Here is a 21,526-nt window from a genome sequence, read left to right as displayed (position 1 = left end):
TACAGAAAAAACCGCCTCGTGGTTCCCTCTCTGTGGAACAGGCGTTTGCCTATATAACCACATTTATTAGAGAACATCGTTCAATGGTCGAGCGACTGTTGAAAACGCCCACAAACCGTCATTCACTTGTGTCGCCTCTTCGAAGCCAATTCCCAGAAGAACACTGCAGAAGCAGCGGCCACATTGAGCGAATCCACCCCATGAGCCATGGGTATTCGTACTACATGATCCGCCTGGGCAATAGTGGTCTCTTTCAGCCCATCGCCTTCGGTTCCAAACAGCAACGCCACCCGTTCAATCTCGTGCACGCGAGGATCGTCGAGACTCCAAGAGTCATCTGAAAGTGCGCAGGCAAGTACTTCAAAACCGGTTTCATGGAAGAGCTCTATGCCTTGTTCAGGCCAGTCTTCAAAGCGAGCCCAAGGTATATCAAATACCGCACCCATTGAAACTCGCACACAGCGCCTGGAAAGTGGATCGGCACAACGTGGCGTGATGAAGACTGCATCTACACCCAAAGCAGCAGCTGATCGAAAAATCGCGCCCACATTGGTGGTATCAGTCACATCCTCGATAACCGCCACCAAGGAGGAGTCATTTAAGATTATACGTGGATCCTGGGGAGCGGGCCTCTCCATAGCGCAAAGCACCCCACGATTATGGGGATAGCCTACAAGTTGACTTATTTGGTCACGAGGCATAGAAAAAACTGGCACTTCATCATCAATTTGTGCCAAAAGAGAAGCGATAGATTCTAATCTTCGATCTTCCACAAGAAATGCCAAAGGCGTTATACCTGCATCTAAAGCAGACTTCACTACTTTTGAACTCTCTGCAATGAAGATGCCATTTTCTGCCTCTCTTCTCCTGCGCAACTCGTGGTCGGTAAGAGAGAGAAAATAATCCAGTTCTGGTGCATGAGCAGCCTGTGATGCCTCAATGACCATGAATGCCCGCTTCCCTATCCCTATTAATAAATATTACATATACTAACCAGACTTATTACCTACCGGTATAGGTTACGATATGGGGCATTGATTCGGTAACCCTCCGCTTGCGATGCACGGCAAGCTATACCTATGAAAGAGAGTTTTCATGCCCTTGAGTCCTAAAGGCCATGCTGCTCATCTTGCCCAAGGTTTCCCTACCGGCGCCTTGGCAGTCAAGGCATCGGTATTCCAAAATAAGTTTGGAACTCTTTCTGCCAATAAGATCAACAAGGCAGGATCTTCTCATAAAAAGCCTAGCAAGCTCCCTCCCTTCCTCAAACCTTTACTTGCTACTGTCTTGGCGCTTGCCGCTATTTATGTGGCAGGCGGCTTCTTCTTTTCTCACTTCTTCATGCCTAATACTTCTATTCAGGGACGCAACGTTTCTCTCAAAAGCATAAGTGAGGTAGCGGGCAGTCTTTCCGACAGAACTGACGCCTATGTGCTCAAAGTCTCTGGCAATGGTCTGGATTTTTCCATTCCTGGAAATGAGATTGACTTGTCGTTCGATGCCTCCAGCTATGTCAAAAGTGCCATTCAAGAGACACATCCTTGGGGCTGGCCATTTGAAGTGTTTATTCCTCATGCCATCGATCATGCCCGCGGATCTTCTTATAGCGTGGATAAGGTTGCTGCCTTGGTTAACGAGGCGTGCGAGGCCCATAACAAAGATGCTAAAGACCCAGTAAACGCCACCATCGCCTTTGACAAAGGCTCTTCAATGTTTGCCGTAGTAGCAGAGCAGGCAGGAACAAAGGTCGATACCGATAAAGTCTTACAGCAGGTTAACGATGCCCTCTCCACCCTGGAAACCTCTGTAGAGCTTGGAGATGACGTTTTAGTACAGGCTTCTATCACTCAAGATGACGAAAGTCTGGCCCAAGCTGCCGAAGCTGCCAATGGTTTTCTTTCTGCAAAAATCACTCTGGATCTCGATGGCAAAAATGCAGGCACCATCGATTCTTCCAAGATTATCGATTGGGTAACCCTCAACGATAGCCTTGAGGCCACTCTCGATGCTGATGCAGTGACTGCTTGGGGCCGCGATGTGCTTTCCAAAGAGCTTGATACTGTGGGTTCAGAGCGTTCTTATACTCGCCCAGATGGAAAACAGGTCACGGTAGTTGGCGGCACATACGGTTGGAACGTGGACTCCAAATCTCTGGCCACGCTTATTACTGAAGCCGTAGTTGCAGGTGAAACCACCACTATCAAGGTTCCCACCTATCAAACTGCACAAATTCTTCCCGGTGACGGCGGACGAGATTGGGGCAATTCTTACGTCGACGTCGATCTCTCCGAGCAACATGTCCGGTATTACGACGACAGCGGCAACCTTGTCTGGGAAACCGATTGCGTCTCTGGTGATGCGGCTAAAAACTACCAGACTCCCACCGGCGTCTATTTCATCAATAGCAACTTTAATAAGAGCGCACCCGCTTCTGTGCTTCGCGGGAAAATCGACCCTGAGACAAAAAAACCTGAATACGAGACGCCTGTGGCCTATTGGATGCCTTTTGTAGGCAACTCTGTAGGTCTTCATGATGCTGATTGGCGCAGCAAGTTTGGTTCTAACATCTATGAATACAACGGGAGCCATGGGTGTGTGAATCTACCTCCCGACAAGGCGGCTGAACTTGCAGGCTTAATTAACGTAGGCACAGTTGTGGTAGTGCATAACTAGCCATGCCCAAATCTCACTCGATCCATGTTTAGTGGGCTCCCAAGCATTGTCACTACTTGGGAGCCCACTAATATTCTTTTATCAAGGTGCTAATTATCACTCAAGGTTCCATAGGCACTATCGATGCGATTGGACGGTATTAGTCGCCATCGCACTATGGCTGAGCCAACGGTGCTCTGTCTTACAGTTCTTCAATTCACAAGATAGCTGCTCGCTTGTCACATTGCCTGGACTCAAATCCCAAATCAGAATGCCGTCACTTTTGGACGATCCGTCATCACCGCTTGTACAGTCTTCAAGCCAGAATCTAGAAGTGGGCACTTCTCGTAATTGCAGATCAGAAGGATAAGCGATGGATGCATCCGCAAGGTTAAAGGTGCACTGCTGAGAAACTGTCCCGTCATCAGACACCGGTTCTTCTCCACTAAACACAATTATCTTTCTCAACAGACAGCCCTCCCCCTCTTTTCCCAACACCTTTAGCTCGATTGGAAATGCCGCAATTCCATGGAAGTCGTTGAGATCACAGACACTCAAACGCTTCGTGACTCGAAGCGTTTTTGGTACCACTCCCACATTCCATTGCACAGAGTTGCTCTCTAGCTCGATGTTTCTTTTCGTTCTTGTAGAAACTAGGGTGCGCGAAAGATTGCTGTAGTGTCCAGCAGCCGCATCATGCTTAACAGGGACAGTGATTCTAAATTCAAGATCCAAGGTCGCAAGGCTGGTATCGAGCGCCATAAGCGTAATTCTTTGCCCCGCTATAGACACTTTCCAATTGCTAGTCACATCACGTCCTTGCCTTATCACTTGGACTTTGGCAGCACTCGCATCTAAACAAGAATCTAAATCATCAACCAGCTGAGTCATTACTGGTTTATTGTCCTCCACCACGTAGGGCAGTTTTTGGTGCACTAGAAATGTGACAGATTGTCCTTGGAGTATATAGAGGGCATTGCCTGAGGGAGATTCGCCATCTATTGTTTCAATAGCCTTTGTAGGGGCATAGACTGGATCGTCTTTGAGCTGTGGATACGTAGCCGGATAGATGGCTCCAATGGCCGTGCTGCAGCTCTCTCCCTGCCAGGTAAACTCACAAGACCCTCCTGTGATATAGCCTACAAAGCTAGTTAAAGGTCCGTCATCGGGTCCTTGAGCAGAGTGCAGATATCCCTGCTTGAGATCCTCAAAGCTAAGTTTTGTATTTCTTAATATATATAATTCACCGTCAAACCCCGAATGGAGGGTAAGAGACTCGTTTGCAAAAGGGCCTATTGTCGATTGATCAAGGTCTTGTACCCACATAAGTATCTTTTCTTTGCAGGGCTCATGAGTATCGGAATAGGTAATGGAGTAGCGAATATGAGTCTTAATCCCATTGCGATGAGCCACATCCCCTGGGCCTCCAGGTCTATCTGCGTACCCAACTGAGGCTCTCAGGTGCAGGTAGTAATCTTTATAGGGAGTGGATAAAAAACAAGGATAATAGCCCGTATCATCCGGGGAATTGTGGCACCAACTCACATCCATGGTCACTTTTAAATCAAGTGATCGTCCATGCAAGGTCGTTCCTGCATTTTTATATGTCAAGACTACAGCATTATTGATTGTTTTAGGGCTTGTTGGAGAGACATAGGAGGCATCATTTATCAAGTAATCGGTTTCTCCCCCATCAACTTTAGTAATGATCTGTGGAGCTAACTGAACGCTATCAGGAGCCCTGCCTTTCATATGATCCAGATAGCCCTCAGTCATAGGAGCATTGTCAAAGCTATCTACTATCTGGGCATTGAATGATGTAGCAAATGCCAGTCGTGGCCAGAGAAGAGCTACCAACATTCCTACAGCAGATACAACCAGACTCAAATGGTGCAATTTGCAGCCCAAGAGCCTCTTAATGTCTATTTCATTCAAATAACTTCTCATAGTAGTCTTCTTCCACTCACTACTAAACCTGTGAGCGCCGCCAAGGAACCACCAAAACAAAGCAAGCCCACTAATAATGGAGTTGCTAATGAATCGTCACCGGTCTTAGGTAGCTCAGAACTCGCAGGGGGTAGCTCACGACCCATAACTAGCAGCTCTGTGGTGACTCCAGCCAATGCTTGCTCATTGGTAAGGCTTGATGGAACAGCTATCTCACAAGTGATCGCTCGGCTGCTATGCGCAGGCAGCTGCGCCAAAACAACGCCCTCCAGCAATGTACCGCCCTCCAAAGTACCCTCATAGAGGACTGTTTCTTCATCCAATAGCCTCATCGATACCTGCGAGAGCAGCGCGTTAGAATCTTGCCGGTTCATCTCATGATTATTCGTAGTACTAAGCACTGCCTCTAATGCATAATCAGAGTCGTTCGAAAGCCAAATAGTAGCCAGATCACTATCTCCGGGAAGCGCACGAGAGAGCTTATCTATCAGAGATGAAGCCTCACAGCTAAATCCTTCTGGACCTCCATAGCTAAGATGAGCATTCATGGCCAACGCACTGCGAGCCCCCGACACTGTAGAAAGGGCTATCACAAACAAGATCCATAAGGTCTTTCTCTTCCATCCAAGAGCCTTTTGAATCCGTCTCACTGGTCATTCACCTCCCCGTGGGCATCTAGGGTCTCTTGGACCTGCCATATTGCTGGCTCTGGAGCTACCTCATCCCAGGGTGCATCCGATTCAAACTCTGGAGTGAAGTTCTGTGCCTGAATAGCCTCCACTTGAGTCACTAGAGTTCGTTCTGTGCCCTCAAGCAGATCATTTTCTGGCTCCAAGACCGTCTCTTGCCAGCTAGTCCACTCTCCCTCATCCAATGGCACAATTCTGTAGATATATCCATCCGCACACTTGCGATAAGACTCCCCTTGACCTTCGGGGACTTCATTTATTAAGAGGGCTGTTCCATTCCTATCAACTATCGAGGTAGAGATGCGTATCCAACAGTTCGCACCACGATTGTGGATATCCACCTCATGAGTAGGGCCTATCTCCCCCACCACTTGCTCCGAGGTCAAGCCTTTATCTTCCAGCTCAATATCCACGGTGTGCATAAATGCTCCGGTGATAAACGACCAGCTATCTCCAGAGGCGCCCAAGGCCTGTAGCGACACCTTTCCCAGACTTACGCCCATTACTGCTGCTACTGTCAAGACAAAGAAAAGTCCTTTGAGAAACTTTCTCTTATCCTCTTCTTCCCTTGCCGAGAAAAGCGGTCTCCTCAGCTTCAATCCTCGGCCCTTAATCTGCTTACTCACCAGGCTCACTTCCTCTCAAAGCCTCAAACGCCTCCTGGGGACTTTGAAACCCCTCGGCTTGTACGCTTTCGCCTAACACATAGATGTCAAAGGCGCTGGAACTGTGAGCAGTAAAACCGTCTAGGACGTAAGGTGTAGCAGCTTGAGGCTCAATGGCTGACAAGCAATAACGCCATCCATCCTCATCCGGTGCAGTCCATCCATCTTGATCAAATTTATAGTTTGTTGCAGCATCGTCTATTGAGGGGGTAATAAGCGCACGCACAAAGCAGGAACAATCTCCGGTATTTATAAAACGCACGCGTTTTGTTACCCAGCCCTCCTCATCAGGAATGGGATCGAATTCTTCGTCTACCTCGATGGTTTGTAGTGCGTCTTTAAAATCATTGCGCTGCACTTGAGATTGGGTAGTTAAAAAAGACCAAACCGCACCGCAACCAAGCGCCACCACTCCTAGGATCACAATTAAAGCACCTACAATATGAGATCTATTTGCATCAGATCTCAAAGAAGGACCCCACCATTGATGCCATAGCCTACTCATCATACAAATTTGTTTTTTAAGCATGAGATATCATCGCCTCTCATGCGTTTTGTGTCTGATAGGCTGACCAGGCAGCTTCGGGTGTCTCGAATCCCGCTGCCTGAATCGCACAGCCAGTAATATCGATTGAACAAGGTCCACTAAAGGATCCTTCTATGAGATTAATCAACCTCACTTTGGTAAAAAGGGGCGGAGTGGACTTGTGTACTCCCACCGGCTGCGTTGCGAGATAGGTATGGAGCATAGCCGCTCCATCGTCTACCAGCTGTGGTTCCTCAGGCTCTATCCACCCTTCTTCCAAAACCCATTCAAAGAGTTGCTGAGGCGCTTCTTCTTGTCGGGCCCCTTCGTCAGTGGCAGTGGCCACAGTAACATATGGAACCTTTACCTGCGCGATCATCCATACTGCGGTGTCGCTCTCATTTTTGATTTGAGGGTCTTTCGCTACTTCCTTGGTAGGTGTGACATTTTGGGAGGCATCCGGAATTCCATCACCGTCAGTGTCAGTGGTATCCCACGCTGGCTCCTCAATGGATATCTTCAAATATTTCACTACAGTGAAGGCATTAGAAACTGACTGACTATCGGTAAAGTACGCCCAAAGACCTCCCACACTGAGCAACAACAAAGCGGCAAAAGCCACTATGGCTGCTCGTCGCCTGTGCAACTTGCTAGAGGACCGAATCCTCACCCGTTTACTCATCCAATTCATAACCACCCCTTCCTAACCAATGGTTTTATGGCAACTCCTCGAATGGCAGGCAAATCTGACAGCAAAGCCCAGCGCCACGAGTCCCCCAAAAACCAAGGGGAACGCACGTATAAGCAAGATGGGCCAACCTATTCCAGGAATAACTGTCACCACCCGGCCTTTTAAATCCTCTCTACCTACCGTTCCGGGATCTAAGGAAGAATTGTTATCTCCCTGAGTAACGAGGCCATATCCCCTGATGGCCTTAACTCGATGAGCCACTAATTGGCCCCCACGATCAAAGCAAATGATGGATCCCACCTGCACGTTGTCATAATCTGCCGGCAGCGTCATCACAAGAGAGCCTGGCGCAAGGCTTGGAAGCATTGACCCGCTTCTCACCACATACACACGAGCGCCTAAAATCCAGGCGAGAACTAATACAACTAGGACAACATGACCAGACCACTGCCAGCGGTTCATTAACAAGTGAAGGCCTTTAGGTCCAAAGCACCCATATACCATAGGCATCCACGCATATTATCTACTCATAGCTATTTAACAGATGCTCACGCACATTATTATGTCTATATATTCAATTACTTTATCTTTCCATCCATAGCGATTCCCCTCCCTTTCTCCCAAGAAGAAAGGTTTCCAATACAGTGGACAGCACAACATAATGCATTATGCAGGGTGCGTCCTACTTTGGTTGTATTAGATGCTACAGAAGCACTCCTAGACATAAGGAAGCTCCCGTAAGCCAGATATCCGCATCTTCTTTCGATACCTGGTGTTATCCACTGGCTCACTTAGCACCTATATCAAATGCGCAAAGGTGGGCGCCTCAGCCGACACTCTTTCAACTCCTCACCGGTTTCCTTGCCGAGAAAAGCCGCCCCTCCAATGGATGCGCGGTCCAGCTGAGAAACATTATCAAGGGACAGTTCCCAAAGGTCAACGGATAACGATACCCGATCGTTCTCCTTCACATAGCATACATGATTATACTTTCTATACTTATTTTATTGCATCGAATTATTTGCATCTAAATCGTCCAAGGCACATGGGTTTGTTGCTCACTAAACTTAGACCTCGCGCAACAAAAATTGAGCGCTGCCCTCAAAGACAGCGCTCCATAATGTTCTATAAGTGATACCTCGTGACCCTCAATCAACCGGCTTGGAGCCGCAAGAACCCGACCCTATTCCTTCTCGGCCAGTGCGCGCGGAGTGGGGTACCTAAAGCTCCCTTGCCTAACGGCGGTTGTAGGGATTGGTGCCTCCGCGCTTCTTCCCTGCTCCTGTGGCGCCAGCGGCCATCTGGTTCATCATGCGCTTCATGGCCTTGGGACTCATGTCGCCTCCGTTAGCCATGGCGCGAATCTTGCCCATCATACGGTTCATCTCACCCCATTGCTTGATGAGGGCGTTCACCTCCTGCACCGTGCGACCAGATCCTTTGGCAATGCGCGAGCGACGCATGCCATTGATGATTTTGGGACGCAGACGCTCTTCGGGTGTCATGGAACGAATCATGGCCTCGATGCGTACCAACTGGCTCTCGTCGGCTGCATCTGGAGTTTGCCCTAACATGCGCTCGCCTCCGGGCAGCATAGAGATGATCTTGGACAATCCACCCATTTTGCGAATGGATTGCAGCTGGTGAAGCATATCATCCATGGTGAAGCCTTCGCGAAGCATCTTTTCGGCGCGGGCCATCTGCTCCTCGTCGGCAGCCTGTTGAGCAGCGTCGATGATGCCGTAGAGGTCGCCCATCCCCAGGATGCGCTTGGCCATGCGATCGGGATGGAAGACCTCCAGCGAGCTGGGCTTCTCTCCCATGGAGACAAACTTGATGGGCTTGCCGGTGACTTCGCGCACCGAGAGCGCGCCGCCGCCGCGAGCATCGCCGTCGAGCTTGGACATGATGACGCCGTCAAAATCGGTGCGCTCGGCAAACTCGGTGACCACATTCACGATATCCTGGCCGGTCATGGCATCGACCACCATGAGTACCTGGTCGGGACGAACCGCATTTTTGATGGCCACCGCCTCTTGCATCATGGCTTCGTCGATCTGCAAGCGGCCAGCAGTATCCACAATGACCACGTCGCGCAAGGTATCCACGGCTTCTTGCACAGCGCCCTTGGCGATAGCCACAGGATCTTTGCCGTCGCCTCGATAGACAGGTACGCCAATCTCGCCGCCCAGGGTTGCCAGCTGATCGGCGGCTGCAGGACGATAGACGTCGCAGGCAGCCAAAAGGGGGCTGCGCTTCTGCTTCTTCAACAAGTAAGCGAGTTTGGCTGCAGCAGTCGTTTTACCAGAGCCCTGAAGGCCCACCAGCATAATGACGTTGGGAATGCGATTCTGTGCGAGCACCAGCTTGGACTCGGTGCTGCCGAGAAGCTCAGTCAACTCCTCCAGCACGATTCTCACGACGTTTTGAGATGGCGTGAGGGAGTCCAGCACCTCGCTGGTCATGCAGCGCTCCTTGCAGGAGGCCACAAAGCGCTTCACCACTTTGAAATTGACGTCGGCCTCAAGGAGCGCCAAGCGAATCTCGCGCATGGCGACGTTGATGTCATCCTCGGTAAGGCGGCCTTTGCCACGCAGCTTGTCAAAGGTGTCCTGGAGGCGATCGGAAAGACTGTTGAACATGAAGAAAGCTCCTTAGCTCCTTATTCGTCGCCAACCAACGCACGGCAGAAGGCAGCTGCATCAAAGCGTTGGAAATCGTCGATGGACTCCCCTACGCCAATGCGCAGTATAGGCAGCTTGAGATCGTGGCTGATAGCTACCGCGATGCCACCTTTGGCAGTGCCGTCGAGCTTGGTGACGATAAGCCCGTCAAGCTCCAGCGCATCGTTAAACTCTTTTGCCTGGTTGAGGCCATTTTGCCCAGTGGTTGCATCGATTACCAGAACTACCGCTACAGGCATCTGGGCGCGTTTTCGCGTCACCGAGACCACCTTGGCAAGCTCTCGCATGAGATCCGAGCTGGTATGGAGTCGGCCGGCAGTGTCGATGAGCACCAACTGGGCGTTGTCCTTCTCGGCAGCCTCGAGGACGTCATAGCACACCGCAGCGGGGTCCGCACCGCGATCGCGGGTGACGAGGGGCACATGGGCGCGCTCGGCCCAGACATCCAGCTGCTCGATGGCGGCAGCGCGGAAGGTGTCGGCGCCGCCGATGATCACTGGAGTACCCTGCTCTCGAGCGGCGTTGGCGAGCTTTCCCACCGTGGTGGTTTTACCCGCGCCATTGATGCCTACGAAGAGCACGCAGGAAGGGGTCTCATCGAAGGGGTCGCGGGCGATGGGGGTGAATTCGTCTGCCAGGCGCTTGGCCAAGGCCCGGCGCAGCTGGCGGTCAGTGGTGAGGTTTTCTCGGGCTGCCTGCTCGCGCAGGTCGTCGGTGACATTCATGGCCACCTCGGCGCCCAGGTCGCCCATGACAAGGGTGTCTTCTAGGTCTTCCCAGAAGTCCTCGTCTACCTCGCCACCAAAATAGAAGATCTCGTTCAAGGCCTCGCGGGAGCGCGATAGACCTTTTTTAAGGCGTTCGGCGAATCCCATGGTTAGACATCCACCACCTTTCCGGTTCGTTGATCTAAGCGCTGAGACACGACGCGGCTCACGCCATCGGCTTGCATGGAGACGCCATAGAGCACGTCTGCTTGTTCCATGGTACGCCGTTGGTGCGAAATCACGATAAGCTGCGTAGATTCTTTAAGCACTTCGATAGCGCCCAAGAGCTTGCCCAGATTGGAATCGTCTAGGGCGGCCTCTACCTCGTCAAAGACGTAGAAGGGCACTGTGCGAGTGCGATAGACCGCAAAGAGCAAGGCCAACGCGGTCAAAGATTTTTCGCCACCGCTCATGAGGGCCAGTTTGGGAATACGTTTGCCTTTGGGCTGAGCGACGATCTCGATACCCGTTTGGTCGGGATGATCGGGATCAGTGAGCTCGAGGTGAGCCGTGCCGCCAGGGAAGAGCATGGAAAAGATCTCTTCAAAAAAGCCATTCACCGTGGCAAAGGTCTCCAGGAAGGCCCGACGCATCTTGCGATCGATGGCTGAGGTGATCTTGTCCAAAGCGCCCTTGGCGCTCTCCAGGTCTGCCAGCTGGGCGGCAATGTAATCGGCACGCTCTTTGAGCTCGCGATACTCCTCCATGGCCACCTGGTTCACCGGCCCCAAATGCTCGATGGCGCTCTTGGTGCGAGCCAGCGCCGCCTCATCTGCTGAGCGATCTTCTGGCGCAGGCAGCTCCAGGGCCTCTTCGATGGGCATAGATCCTGCCGCACGCACGGCCTCCACCGCCGTTTGCACCTGCACCTCGAGCTTCCCTGCCTCCACCAACAGCGCATTCAAAGCACTGGTGGCTTCTTCTAGCTCTTTGGCGGCTGCAGCAGACTCTGCCTTGGCATCGTTGATGGTGCGCTTGAGCGAATCTGAGTCAGCCTCTGCAAGGCTGGCGGTGTCGCGCAGACGCTCGGCCCACTGAAGCACTCGCTCATGAATGGCCTCGTAACGCTCGTGCAGCGGGTCGATACGCAGGCGCAACACTTCCAGTGAGCGGGTTGACTCCACCGCTGCCACCCGCTGACGTTCCAGCGATTCGAGCTCGCGGCCCATGGAGTCCACCGTCACCGAGAGATGGCGGATGCGCTCATCCATAGTAGCCAGTTCCAGCGAGCGCTCGTTGGCGTTCGCACGGGCTTCGGCCTCGGCAGCCGCCAAGTCGCGGCGACGCTCCTCTGCCTCGGCTATCTGGGAAGCCAGCTGGTCCAACTGGGCCTCAGCGACCTTAACCTGACTGTCGAGCTCCGCGATGCGCGGGGTGGCGTCGGCGGTCTTCTCGGCAGCCTTGGCCCGGCGCTCAGACACCGCTTTGAGCTCGGCCTGAGAGCGCTGTTGAGATTGTTCTAGGCGAGCCACCTCACGGCGCAAACTCGACTCCTCGCCAATAAAGGAGGAAAGCTGGCTCTTGGCCGCCTCTGTCGCGCGGCGTGCCTCGTCTGTGGCCTGACGGGCAGCCGCCACGGCCGCCGAAGCCTCTTTTTGCGCCTCCTCCAGCTGAGGGAGGGAGTCTTCCAACTCGTGGATGCGGCGGTTGCGCTCCAACGCTCCCCGGTCCGTGCCTGCAGGGAGGCCTACGCGCACGCGGCCATCAGTCCCCGCAACTACCGCGCCGTCGCGGCTCACATAGGACCAGCGAGGCTCGGCCAGATGGGACTCCAGCACCCTGCGTGCATCCTCTACCACAGCCACTGCCGAGAAAAGCCTGCCTTCCAACCTGCCGGCCTTGAGTCCCTGGGACGCCATCTCTTCCAAGAAGGGCGCCGCTCCAGAAGCCGGCATACAGGCAGGGGCTTTAGGCGCATCGCCACCGTCTGTGGGCGCCACTTGCACCGTCACATCGCCGGAAGCCTTTGCAGCCGCCAGAGCACAGGAGATGAGCGCCTGGGCGTCTTGGGGCGTGGAAGCCACGATGTCTTGGAGGCCTGCGGCTAAATAGCCCTCTGCAGCCTTTTCGAGAGAGGGGCAGAGGTGCAACTCTGAGGCCACCGTATGAGCTGCCAGGGCTTTGAGCGCCGCATCCTCTTGGATTCGAGCCATGCGGGAAGTGGCAGCCACAGGGGTGGCTACAGACTTCAGAGCCTTGAGAGATGCCTGGGCTTCGCGCAACGCACCTTGGGTCTTGTCTTGGGCGGCCCGAGCCTCCGAGAGGGCTCGGGATGAGGAGGCCTGGTGCTTCTCGGCAGCAGAAACGTCGTCTCTGGCCTCCTCGATAGCACGGGTGTGCTCGATCAGGGAGGCTCTAAGGCTGGTAAGCTCGGCTTCTGAGGCCTCTAGAGTCTCGGAGATGGCATCCATGCGCTGGGCGAACAAGTCATCTTCTGCCTTGGCGTTGGCCACCTGCTCCTGCAAACGGGCCCGGGCAAGCACCGCCTCGTCGCTGGCGCGCTGGGCAATGCGCTGATCGGCGGCAAGCTGAGCCGCTTGGGAACCCAGGTCAGCCAAGTCTTGGGCAGCCTTCTTGGCGGCAGGAGCCAGAGACTCGAGCTCGCCCGAGAGCAGCTGATGGCGCCCCTTGGCCTCCTGAAGGTCTTGTTGGGCCTCGGCCAGGGTGGCAAAGGCGGCATCGTGGCGGCGATCAAGCGAAGACAGATTCATGCGGGTATCTGAGAGGCGCGCCACCATGTTGCGGCCTTTTTCCTCTAGAAGACCCATGTCAGAGCGAAGGCGCCCCAGCTGGTCTTGTACTCGGCGGCGTTGCTCGCCCAAGTCGCCCACAAAGAGGCCTTTTTGCTCCAGCAGGCTCTGGAGCTTCTCCAAGTTTTTGGCTTTTTCCTCCGAACGGTAGCGAGCCAGCTCCACGGCTGCCTCTGCCTCTGCGCGCTGAGACCCCAGCGCCTGCCACTCGGCTTGAAGCCGGCGCAGGTCGTCCACGGCCAAAAGGGTCTCCAAACGCTGGCGCTCGCTCTCCAGATCTGCGTAGCGCTGGGCTTTGTCCACCTGGCGCTCCAAGGGACGCAAACGCCGACGCATCTCGCGATCTAGGTCACGGGCCCTTCGCACCGATTCCTCCATCGCCTTGAGCTTTCTGGTCGAGCGCTCCTTGCGCCGTCGGTGCTTAGAGATGCCAGCAGCCTCCTCAACAAGCGGCCGCAGGTCCTCTGGCCGACTGTTGAGCACGCTGTCGAGCTTGCCCTGGCTGATGATGGAATGGGTGTCTTTGCCCAGGCCCGAGTCATGCAAGATGTCCTGGATGTCCATGAGGCGGCTGGGCGAAGAGTTGATGAGGTATTCGCTTTCGCCTGAGCGATACATGCGGCGGGTCACCGCCACCTCGTCAAAGTCTACCGGCAGCTCATGGGCCGAGTTGTCCAGCACCAACGTGACCTCGGCCACACCCACTGCAGGACGCACAGAAGACCCCGAGAAGATCACGTCTTCCATAGCTTGGCCACGCAATTGCTTGGCAGATTGCTCCCCTAGCACCCAAAGGATGGCGTCGCTCACGTTGGACTTGCCGGAGCCGTTGGGACCCACCACCACATTGAGGCCTGGGTCGAAGGAGAGCAAAGAGCGGTCAGCAAAGGACTTGAAGCCTTTGAGGGTCAGTGACTTGAGGTACACGTCCCCTCCTCGTCAAAGTCGTGGGCCAGCACCGAGCCGCACAGCGCACCGTCGGCACGCCCTTTGGTGAGGCGTTCCAAGGCGTCTGCCGCCGCCTGGGCGCTGGCATGCTTTTTGGAAGAGCCGCTGCCCCGACCCACACGAATGCCCTGCACCTTGACCACCACGATGAAGGAAGGGTCGTGAGCAGGTCCTTCTTGTCCTACCACCACATACTCGGGAGCGCATTTGAGCGTGCGCTGCACCAGCTCTTGCAAGGCAGACTTGGGGTTGGAGGGAGCTTGCGCCTCATGGTTGTCGATGCGATCTTCCAGCGTGCCCAGCACGAACTCCCGGGTCTTTTGGATGCCCGCATCCAAATAGAGGGCGCCCACCAAAGCCTCGTAGACGTTTTCCAGCGCCGAATGCATGCCCCGGGCGCTCTTGGACTTCTCAGAGGCGCCAAAGGCGATGCAAGGGCCTACCCCCAGATCCTCTGCCACGGCAGAAAGGGTTTCTCCGGACACCAAGGAGGTCTTGAGCCTTGAGAGGGCTCCCTCGTCCAGGGAAGGGTAGCGCTCGAAGAGCTCTTTGGCCACGATGGCGCCTAAGATGGAATCGCCCAAAAACTCCAAGCGCTCATAACACTCAGAGACCGGCATACCTTCGGTGGCTGAGGGATGGGTGAGTGCGCTCTCGATATAGCGGCGACAGGAAAAGTGATGGCCCAGGATGGCCTCTGCGGCCTTGACCTGGGCCGGTGTTGCTTTTGGATTCACTATTGTGCGTTGGCGATCATAGTCACCGCGTCGCCCAGCGTCTTGATGGAGGTCAGGTCATCGTCGTCGATGGTGATGCCCAGGTCCTCCTCGATGGCGCTGACCAGCTGAATGAGGTCCAGCGAGTCTGCCGAGAGGGACTCGAAAGTGGTCTCAACAGTGAGCTCGTCTGCGTCGACACTCATGGTCTCGGCTACGATATCTGCAACCTTTTCAAAAATCTCATCGTTATTCATACCCTACGCTCCTTTGGTTCCAAGCGCCGAAGCACCTGTTCGCGATGGTTTGCATTGTAGTGCATAGCCAAGGCATAAAGGCTCTCAGCGCATCTTTCACGTATCTATTTCTGCCGATAAAGGCCACCACTGCCAGCAGTAGCCTTACTTATCTTGGCTGGAAAGCTGAGCTGCGATCTTTCCCACTAGATCCTCGCGGATCACGCGCACCGCAGCCAGCGCACCGTTCTTGATGGCCTCAGGGCTTGTGTGACCGTGACCCACCAATACCGGCGCCTTGACGCCCAAAAGGCAGGCGCCGCCATGCTCGTCGCCGGAAAGGCCAGCCGCAATGGAAGAGAATGCCGGCTTGATCATAAGGGCGCCCAGCGCCGCCACCGGAGACATTTTGGCCTCAGCCTTAAGCGATGCGGCGATGTATTTTGCAGTGCCTTCCATGGCTTTCAAAGCCACGTTGCCGGTGAAGCCGTCGCACACAATGACGTCGAAGGAGCCCATAAGGATGTCGTTGCCCTCGCAATTGCCTGCAAAGTTGATGAGTCCTTCTTCACCAGCGGCTTCAAGGGCCTCGTGAAAGGCCAATGCCTGCTCAGAACCTTTAGTCTTCTCGGAACCATTGGAAAGCAGCCCCACAGAAGGCTTGGGGCCGCATCCGGCTTCTACCTGAGCCAACACCGAGGCCATCTGAGCGAATTGCACCAGCATCTCCGGGCGGCAGTCTGCATTGGCGCCCAAGTCGCACACACAGGTTTGATGACCATCCAATCCAGGGAGCACCGCCGAGAGCGCCGGGCGCAACACGCCCTTGTCGCGACCAATGAACAGGGTGGCGGCCGCCAAGCAAGCCCCCGTAGAGCCTGCAGAGAAGAACGCCTGCGCCTCGCCGTCGCGCACCGCCATGCAGCCACGAGTTATGGAGGAGTCGCGCTTGGAGCGCACAGCCTTCACGGGATGCTCGTCCATGGCGATGACCTCGGTGGTCACCAGAGACAATGCGCGTTCATGCGCCTCACAGAAAGGCTCCACGACCTCACCATTGCCCGCAATGAGCACCTGAAGGTCCTTATCGGCCTTTAAGGCCAGCTCAATGCCGTCAAGCACCACCTGGCTACCCAGGTCGCCGCCCATCGCATCGACGCATACGGTATCCATAACGTTCTCCTCGTCCAAATTCCCACAGCTTCAGGAATGGTACCCGCAGATGCCTGCTCACAAAAAATGGCCGCCCCTAAAGACGGCCATTCCTCATGTAGCTTATGCAGCGATCACTAGTCGACAGCGATGACCTGACGATCGCGGTAATAGCCGCAGCTGGGGCATACGCGGTGAGGGAGCTTTACGGCGCCACACTGCGGGCACACAGAACGTGCGGGCATAGCAAGCTTGCTGTTAGCGGAGCGACGACGGTGAGTGGCACCGCGGCCCTTCTTTTGCTTAGGTACTGCCATGATGAACCTCTTCCGATCTATCGATCCACACACGTGGGCGATGTATGCACAGACACGGTCTGTAACTATACCACGCACAGAGGGGCTGTCTACACAAAGCCCAATATTTTGGGCTTTTACCCCCAGGCATTCACTACATTTGCACAGCTGGGAACCAATGAAAGCCTCATCGCCGCGAACTGGGTGTTAGCAGCGGTCGCCTTCTTCTTGGACTCCGTCCATAGTGCGGGCATAGGTCTCTGCGGCTGCCTCATCGGCGGCCTCCTGGCCTTCTATCTCTGCAACGGTCTCTTGGGCCACATCCTCTTTTAGCTGGGCCAATACCGAGAAGGGATTCATGGGGTCAGGCTCAGCCTGGCTCTTGGCGGCACAGCCGCAATCTCCCTCGTTCAGATTGGCGCCGCAGCGAGGGCAGAGACCCTTGCAGTCCGGGGAGCACAGCACCACAAAGGGAGTCTCCATTATGATGCCGGCATTGATGGCGTCGGAGAGATCGATGGTGTTGTTCTCGGTATTTACCAAGGAGAAGTCCACGTCGTCCTCATCGTCTGCCTGATCCTCTTTGGCAGGAAGCTCGAAGAGGAAGTACTCGTCTACCTCAGAGGCTATGGAAAAGCGAGCCTCTTCCAAGCAGCGATCGCAGGTGCCCACCACGTCGGCCTTCACCAGACCGGACGCCAGGATCCCGTCGCCGGTGTTGGTGAGGACAATGTCATAGTCGATGCCTCGAGGCAGCTGGAAGGTGTGGTCGCCCAGCTCATAACCTGTGATGCCTATATGGCCAGCCACGGGCCAAAAAACGCCCGGATTCGCCAGGTGGTCATCTACAGAGATAATAATTGGATCTAAATTCATGAAACCCTACCAGTTTTGCTGCTGACCTGTACGAGCGCTGGCATTCTCTGCGATGGACTGACGGCAGCGGGTCACCTGGCCCACGATGGACTTGAGGTTGTCTTCCAGGCGTGCCAGCACGTCCTCTGCATACTCCTCTGCGCTATAGCGAGTGTCGCGCTCATACTGCTGGGCAGCGTCGCGGATATCCTCAGCATTCTTTTGAGCCAACCGCACGATCTCTTGATCGCCCGCAAGGATCATGGCCTGCTGTTGGGCGTCAGCAATGATGGAGTCTGCCTGAGTCTGGGCATGAGCCAAGATCTCCTGCTGCTCTTTGATGATGCGGCGGGCAGTGGCGAATTCTTCTGGGAAGACGGCGCGAATGTCATCCACGATTTGATAGACGTCCTCAGCGTTGACGATCTTGCGCTGACCGCCGCCACCAAAGGCCGGCTTGGCCGTGTTGATGGTGTCCTCGAGTTCTGCCACGAGGTTTTCAATTTCTTCACCTGGCTGCATTTGAGCTCCCTTCAGGCGACAGTGAGATTTGCGGGGCCGCAAGACTTATAAGAATCCATGCAAGCATACATTGTCTATCCTAGCAAAGCTGCATGCCAGGAAGGCCGTTCGCGCAGTTAGACCATAGAATCCGTGCCAAAATGCTCCTTTAGACGTGCTGCGACCCCTTCTGGCACCAAAAAGGAGACGTCGCCGCCTAGAGAAGCGATCTCTCGCACCACCGAGCTAGAGACATAGCCATATTCCGGATTGCTCATGATGAAGATGGATTCCAAGTGGGGGCTCATACGCACATTGAGGTCCGCTTGCGCGAGCTCGTACTCGAAGTCCGTGGCCGCCCTGAGGCCTTTTACCACCGCATCTGCGCCTTCTTTGGCACAAAAATCCACCAAAAGGCCTCTCATGGGCTTCACGTCGATATTATCGATGTTGAGCTCGGCGATGCTCTCTTGGATCATCTCTACGCGCTCCTCAAGGCTAAAAGCCCTGGAGGTTCCGCCCTTATCGGCAGAAGCAGCCACCGCCACTGTCACATGAGGAGCAATGCGTCGAGCACGGCTTATCACGTCTAGATGGCCAAAGGTCACCGGATCGAAGGTGCCAGGAACCACCACTCGTTGCAGCGGCGCAGAAGTCATTGGGGTCTTTTGGCTAGTCATAGCGATGTCCATAAAAGTCTGGGGCCAACAGATAAGAGCACTAGTCTGATACCCTAAGCAGCTCCACCACAGTGCCCCCATGGGAGCGAGACTTCACTAAAGCAGCGCCTGCAACTTGCAGAGGCGCGGCATCGGCGGCGCGTTCGTGAACCAGCAATGCCCCGTCTTGCAGGTGGCCTGCAGCCAGCAGGCATTCCACCACTTTGGCTGAGAGCTCAGGGTCTTTGGCATAGGGCGGGTCTAGAAAGACTGCCGAGAAGGGTGCGCCCTCCAAAGCCGGCACGCTCGCCAGGCGCCCGGAGTCTCCGGTGAGCACCGAGACTCGAGCGGGATCGCAACCCAATGCAGCGATGTTTGCTTTGAGGCAGCGAAGGGCTTTGCGGTCCGACTCCATAAAAGTGGCATGGACGGCTCCTCTGCTCAACAGCTCGAGGCCCACCGCGCCAGAACCTGCAAAGGCGTCCAACACAGAAACATCGCTTAGGTCTAGGCCAAAATAGGATTGGACCATGGAGGCAATGGCTTCGCGCAGCCTGTCGGTGGAAGGCCGGGTGACGCTGGTACCTTCTGGCGCTTTGAGCGGACGGCCCCGCCAGAGCCCACCTACAATCCTCATGCCCCTCCCCCTTCTTCGAATGCCAGCCTAAAGCGCTCTCGTACCTCGTGGGCCAAAAGCCTATGGTCGGGAGCTTTAAGCTGGGGGTCTTTGGCCAAAAGGGCTACCACATCGCTGTGGGCCGCCTCAACCAGATCTTCGTCTGCTGCCAAGTCCACCACGCGCAGCGTCGCCATACCCGATTGCTTGTAGCCCAACACGTCACCCTCGTGGCGTAGCTTAAGGTCGAGCTCTGCCAGCTCTAGGCCATTGGTGCTTTTCTCAAGGGCCATAAGGCGCTTGCGGGCGTCGGAGTCTTTTTTGGCCGAGGTCTCCAAGAACACCCGGCCAGGGATCGTCCCGCGGCCCACGCGGCCTCTGAGCTGATGGAGCGTGGCCAAGCCAAAGCGATCGGCGTCATAGATGAGCATGGCGCTGGCATTGGGCACGTCGATGCCCACCTCGATCACGGTGGTGGACACCAAGATGTCTATGTCGCCGTCGCGAAAAGCGCCCATGATGTCGTCCTTCTCGGCAGCCGACATACGCCCATGCAAAAGCGCTATCCGGGCATGAGGAAAGACGGAGCGGCTGAGCTGCTCATAGGCAGCGGTGGCGCTTTTGAGAGGGGCGTCTCCGGATTGCGGGACGTCCTCGAGCTCGGCTCCCTCGTCTCTGTCGTCTACCAACGGGCAGACCACATAGGCCTGATGGCCGCAGGAAAGCTCTTCCCCAATGGCGCCATAGGCCAGATCCAACGAGCTAGGAGGGATCACCTTGGTGGTGGACCCCACTCCAGGATGGGGACGCTGAGTGATAGAAGAGACTTCCACGTCGCCGTAAATTGAGAGCGCCAGGGTGCGCGGAATGGGCGTGGCAGTCATAGTAAGCACGTCTGCCACCGCGCCCTTGGCCTTGAGCTCGCTTCGCTGGTTCACGCCAAAGCGATGCTGCTCGTCCACGATAGCCAATGAGAGCGATGCAAACTGCACGTCCTCTGAGAGAATGGCCGTCGTGCCAAAGACCACGGTGATCCGCCCTTCAGAGATAGCCTGGGTGTAGCTGCGACGCTCGTCGGCGGGCGTCGCCCCTGTGATAAGGCACCAGGCAATGGAGGCAGCATCCAACACAGGCCCCAGCTTGTCAGCGTACTGGCGGGCCAGCACCGAGGTAGGAGCCATCACTGCACATTGGGTGCCCGAGTCTGCGCAAGCCGCCATAGCCACTGCCGCCACAGCCGTTTTGCCGGTACCCACATCGCCCAAGAGCAGGCGATTCATGGGCAGAGGCGAGGACATGTCAGTCAGGATGTCTTGGGCTGCTGCCTGCTGCTCTGAAGTGAGCTCAAAAGGCAATGCCTCTATAAGCGCCGCAAGATGAGGACCGTCCACGGTATGGGTGACCCCCTGACGCTGAGTCTCCTCTAGGGCATGGCGTGCCCGCAGAGCCACCTGCAAACACACCAGCTCATCGTAGGCCAAGCGCCTGCGAGCTACCTCTGCCGCGGCAAGACTGGGAGGAAACTGCGCCCAACGGATAGCCTGAAGCCATCCGGGAAGCCTGTGGGCCGCCACGAGTGAAGCAGGCATAAAATCACAAGTTGAGGTATAGGTCCCCAGAGCGGCACTCACGATGCGGCGCATCCAGGCTGCCGACAAGCCCTCCCCTACGGGATGCACAGGCACCACCCTTCCAAAGGTGCTGCCATCCTGCGCGCTTAGCACCTCATGGAAGGGGCTTGCCATCTGCTTGAAGCCGTAGTTAAACGTCACTTTTCCAGACAGTGCCACGGTATCGCCGCGCTTGAAGGCGTCCTTGAGCCAAGGCTGTTTAAAGAATGAAGCCCGTAGAACCCCGGTCTCATCCTGAATATAGATCTCAACTATGGAGAGACGGGGCCTGGGGCGCTTGAGCTCCACTTTGTCCACCACGCCCACCACGGTGCATTGGGTGCCCACATCGGCGTGAGAGATGGTGGTGACATGGCTAAAATCCAGATATCTGCGGGGCAACCAGAGCAGCAGGTCCCGCAAGGTGGCGATGCCTAGATGATGGAGGGCATCCAGGCGCTCTCCCGACACAAAACGCACGTGAGACACGTCGCCGTCTAGCGCCGCAGTGCGGGCTAGACGGTCGACAGAAGGTGCCAATGTGAGCTGAGAAGAGCCCATAGCAC

20 protein-coding genes are annotated in these 21,526 nt (G+C 55.3%); 1 reads left to right on the top strand and 19 read right to left on the bottom strand.

What is annotated here, in order from left to right; all coding sequences use genetic code 11:
• Positions 1-122 precede the first annotated feature (122 nt).
• Positions 123-947 (bottom strand): TrmH family RNA methyltransferase, encoded by an 825-nt coding sequence (locus OR601_RS03810; protein ID WP_265592259.1) that lies wholly within the window; start codon positions 945-947, stop codon positions 123-125.
• A gap of 148 nt (positions 948-1,095) precedes the next feature.
• Between OR601_RS03810 and OR601_RS03805 the strand changes: the two genes are divergently transcribed.
• Positions 1,096-2,673, top strand: a complete 1,578-nt coding sequence (locus OR601_RS03805; protein WP_136012844.1) for a L,D-transpeptidase family protein — start codon at positions 1,096-1,098, stop codon at positions 2,671-2,673.
• 117 nt (positions 2,674-2,790) lie between these two features.
• On the opposite strand, the gene OR601_RS03800 is transcribed toward OR601_RS03805, so the two are convergent.
• The 18 genes from OR601_RS03800 to recG all read right to left on the bottom strand — a co-directional run bounded on the left by OR601_RS03800 (position 2,791) and on the right by recG (position 21,521).
• A complete protein-coding gene (locus OR601_RS03800; protein WP_265592258.1) occupies positions 2,791-4,599 on the bottom strand; it encodes a hypothetical protein in 1,809 nt (602 codons plus the stop codon).
• On the bottom strand, positions 4,596-5,147 hold the full coding sequence (locus tag OR601_RS03795; protein ID WP_136012846.1) for an LPXTG cell wall anchor domain-containing protein: 552 nt from the start codon (positions 5,145-5,147) through the stop codon (positions 4,596-4,598). Before OR601_RS03795 ends, OR601_RS03800 begins: the two co-directional genes overlap by 4 nt.
• Before the next feature lie 98 nt (positions 5,148-5,245).
• Complete coding sequence (locus tag OR601_RS03790; RefSeq protein ID WP_265592257.1) at positions 5,246-5,914, bottom strand: hypothetical protein; 669 nt, start codon at positions 5,912-5,914, stop codon at positions 5,246-5,248.
• On the bottom strand, positions 5,907-6,482 hold the full coding sequence (locus OR601_RS03785) for a hypothetical protein (protein ID WP_265592256.1): 576 nt from the start codon (positions 6,480-6,482) through the stop codon (positions 5,907-5,909). The genes OR601_RS03790 and OR601_RS03785 overlap by 8 nt, the downstream gene beginning before the upstream one ends.
• 16 nt (positions 6,483-6,498) lie before the next feature.
• On the bottom strand, positions 6,499-7,101 hold the full coding sequence (locus tag OR601_RS03780) for a SipW-dependent-type signal peptide-containing protein (protein WP_167604339.1): 603 nt from the start codon (positions 7,099-7,101) through the stop codon (positions 6,499-6,501).
• Between the two features lie 81 nt (positions 7,102-7,182).
• Entirely contained in the window at positions 7,183-7,632 is a 450-nt protein-coding gene (locus OR601_RS08685) for a signal peptidase I (protein ID WP_369945583.1), read from the bottom strand.
• A 773-nt stretch (positions 7,633-8,405) separates the two neighbouring features.
• On the bottom strand, positions 8,406-9,812 hold the full coding sequence (ffh, locus tag OR601_RS03775) for a signal recognition particle protein (protein ID WP_265592255.1): 1,407 nt from the start codon (positions 9,810-9,812) through the stop codon (positions 8,406-8,408).
• A 20-nt stretch (positions 9,813-9,832) separates the two neighbouring features.
• Positions 9,833-10,729 carry a signal recognition particle-docking protein FtsY gene (gene ftsY, locus OR601_RS03770; protein ID WP_265592254.1) on the bottom strand — a complete coding sequence of 299 codons (897 nt, stop codon included), beginning with the start codon at positions 10,727-10,729 and terminating at the stop codon, positions 9,833-9,835.
• Positions 10,730-10,731: 2 nt separating this feature from the next.
• Complete coding sequence (smc, locus tag OR601_RS03765) at positions 10,732-14,298, bottom strand: chromosome segregation protein SMC (protein WP_265592253.1); 3,567 nt, start codon at positions 14,296-14,298, stop codon at positions 10,732-10,734.
• Entirely contained in the window at positions 14,280-15,056 is a 777-nt protein-coding gene (gene rnc, locus OR601_RS03760) for a ribonuclease III (RefSeq protein WP_265592252.1), read from the bottom strand. Before rnc ends, smc begins: the two co-directional genes overlap by 19 nt.
• Positions 15,056-15,292 carry an acyl carrier protein gene (locus OR601_RS03755; protein ID WP_136012855.1) on the bottom strand — a complete coding sequence of 79 codons (237 nt, stop codon included), beginning with the start codon at positions 15,290-15,292 and terminating at the stop codon, positions 15,056-15,058. Before OR601_RS03755 ends, rnc begins: the two co-directional genes overlap by 1 nt.
• A gap of 144 nt (positions 15,293-15,436) precedes the next feature.
• Positions 15,437-16,444 (bottom strand): phosphate acyltransferase PlsX, encoded by a 1,008-nt coding sequence (gene plsX, locus OR601_RS03750; RefSeq protein WP_136012856.1) that lies wholly within the window; start codon positions 16,442-16,444, stop codon positions 15,437-15,439.
• 116 nt (positions 16,445-16,560) lie between these two features.
• Entirely contained in the window at positions 16,561-16,740 is a 180-nt protein-coding gene (gene rpmF / locus OR601_RS03745) for a 50S ribosomal protein L32 (protein ID WP_136012857.1), read from the bottom strand.
• A gap of 186 nt (positions 16,741-16,926) precedes the next feature.
• On the bottom strand, positions 16,927-17,595 hold the full coding sequence (locus OR601_RS03740) for a YceD family protein (protein WP_265592251.1): 669 nt from the start codon (positions 17,593-17,595) through the stop codon (positions 16,927-16,929).
• Between the two features lie 6 nt (positions 17,596-17,601).
• Positions 17,602-18,096, bottom strand: a complete 495-nt coding sequence (locus tag OR601_RS03735) for an ATP synthase F0 subunit B (protein ID WP_136012859.1) — start codon at positions 18,094-18,096, stop codon at positions 17,602-17,604.
• A 116-nt stretch (positions 18,097-18,212) separates the two neighbouring features.
• Complete coding sequence (gene coaD, locus OR601_RS03730) at positions 18,213-18,755, bottom strand: pantetheine-phosphate adenylyltransferase (protein WP_265592250.1); 543 nt, start codon at positions 18,753-18,755, stop codon at positions 18,213-18,215.
• A 40-nt stretch (positions 18,756-18,795) separates the two neighbouring features.
• Entirely contained in the window at positions 18,796-19,371 is a 576-nt protein-coding gene (gene rsmD / locus OR601_RS03725; RefSeq protein WP_265592249.1) for a 16S rRNA (guanine(966)-N(2))-methyltransferase RsmD, read from the bottom strand.
• Complete coding sequence (recG, locus tag OR601_RS03720) at positions 19,368-21,521, bottom strand: ATP-dependent DNA helicase RecG (protein WP_136012861.1); 2,154 nt, start codon at positions 21,519-21,521, stop codon at positions 19,368-19,370. The genes rsmD and recG overlap by 4 nt, the downstream gene beginning before the upstream one ends.
• Positions 21,522-21,526 lie beyond the last annotated feature (5 nt).

Source organism: Leptogranulimonas caecicola (assembly GCF_023168405.1).
GTDB classification, from domain to species: Bacteria; Actinomycetota; Coriobacteriia; order Coriobacteriales; family Atopobiaceae; genus Leptogranulimonas; species Leptogranulimonas caecicola.
Note: the sequence above shows the minus strand (reverse complement) of the source record. Positions and strands in the feature narration are given on the sequence as shown.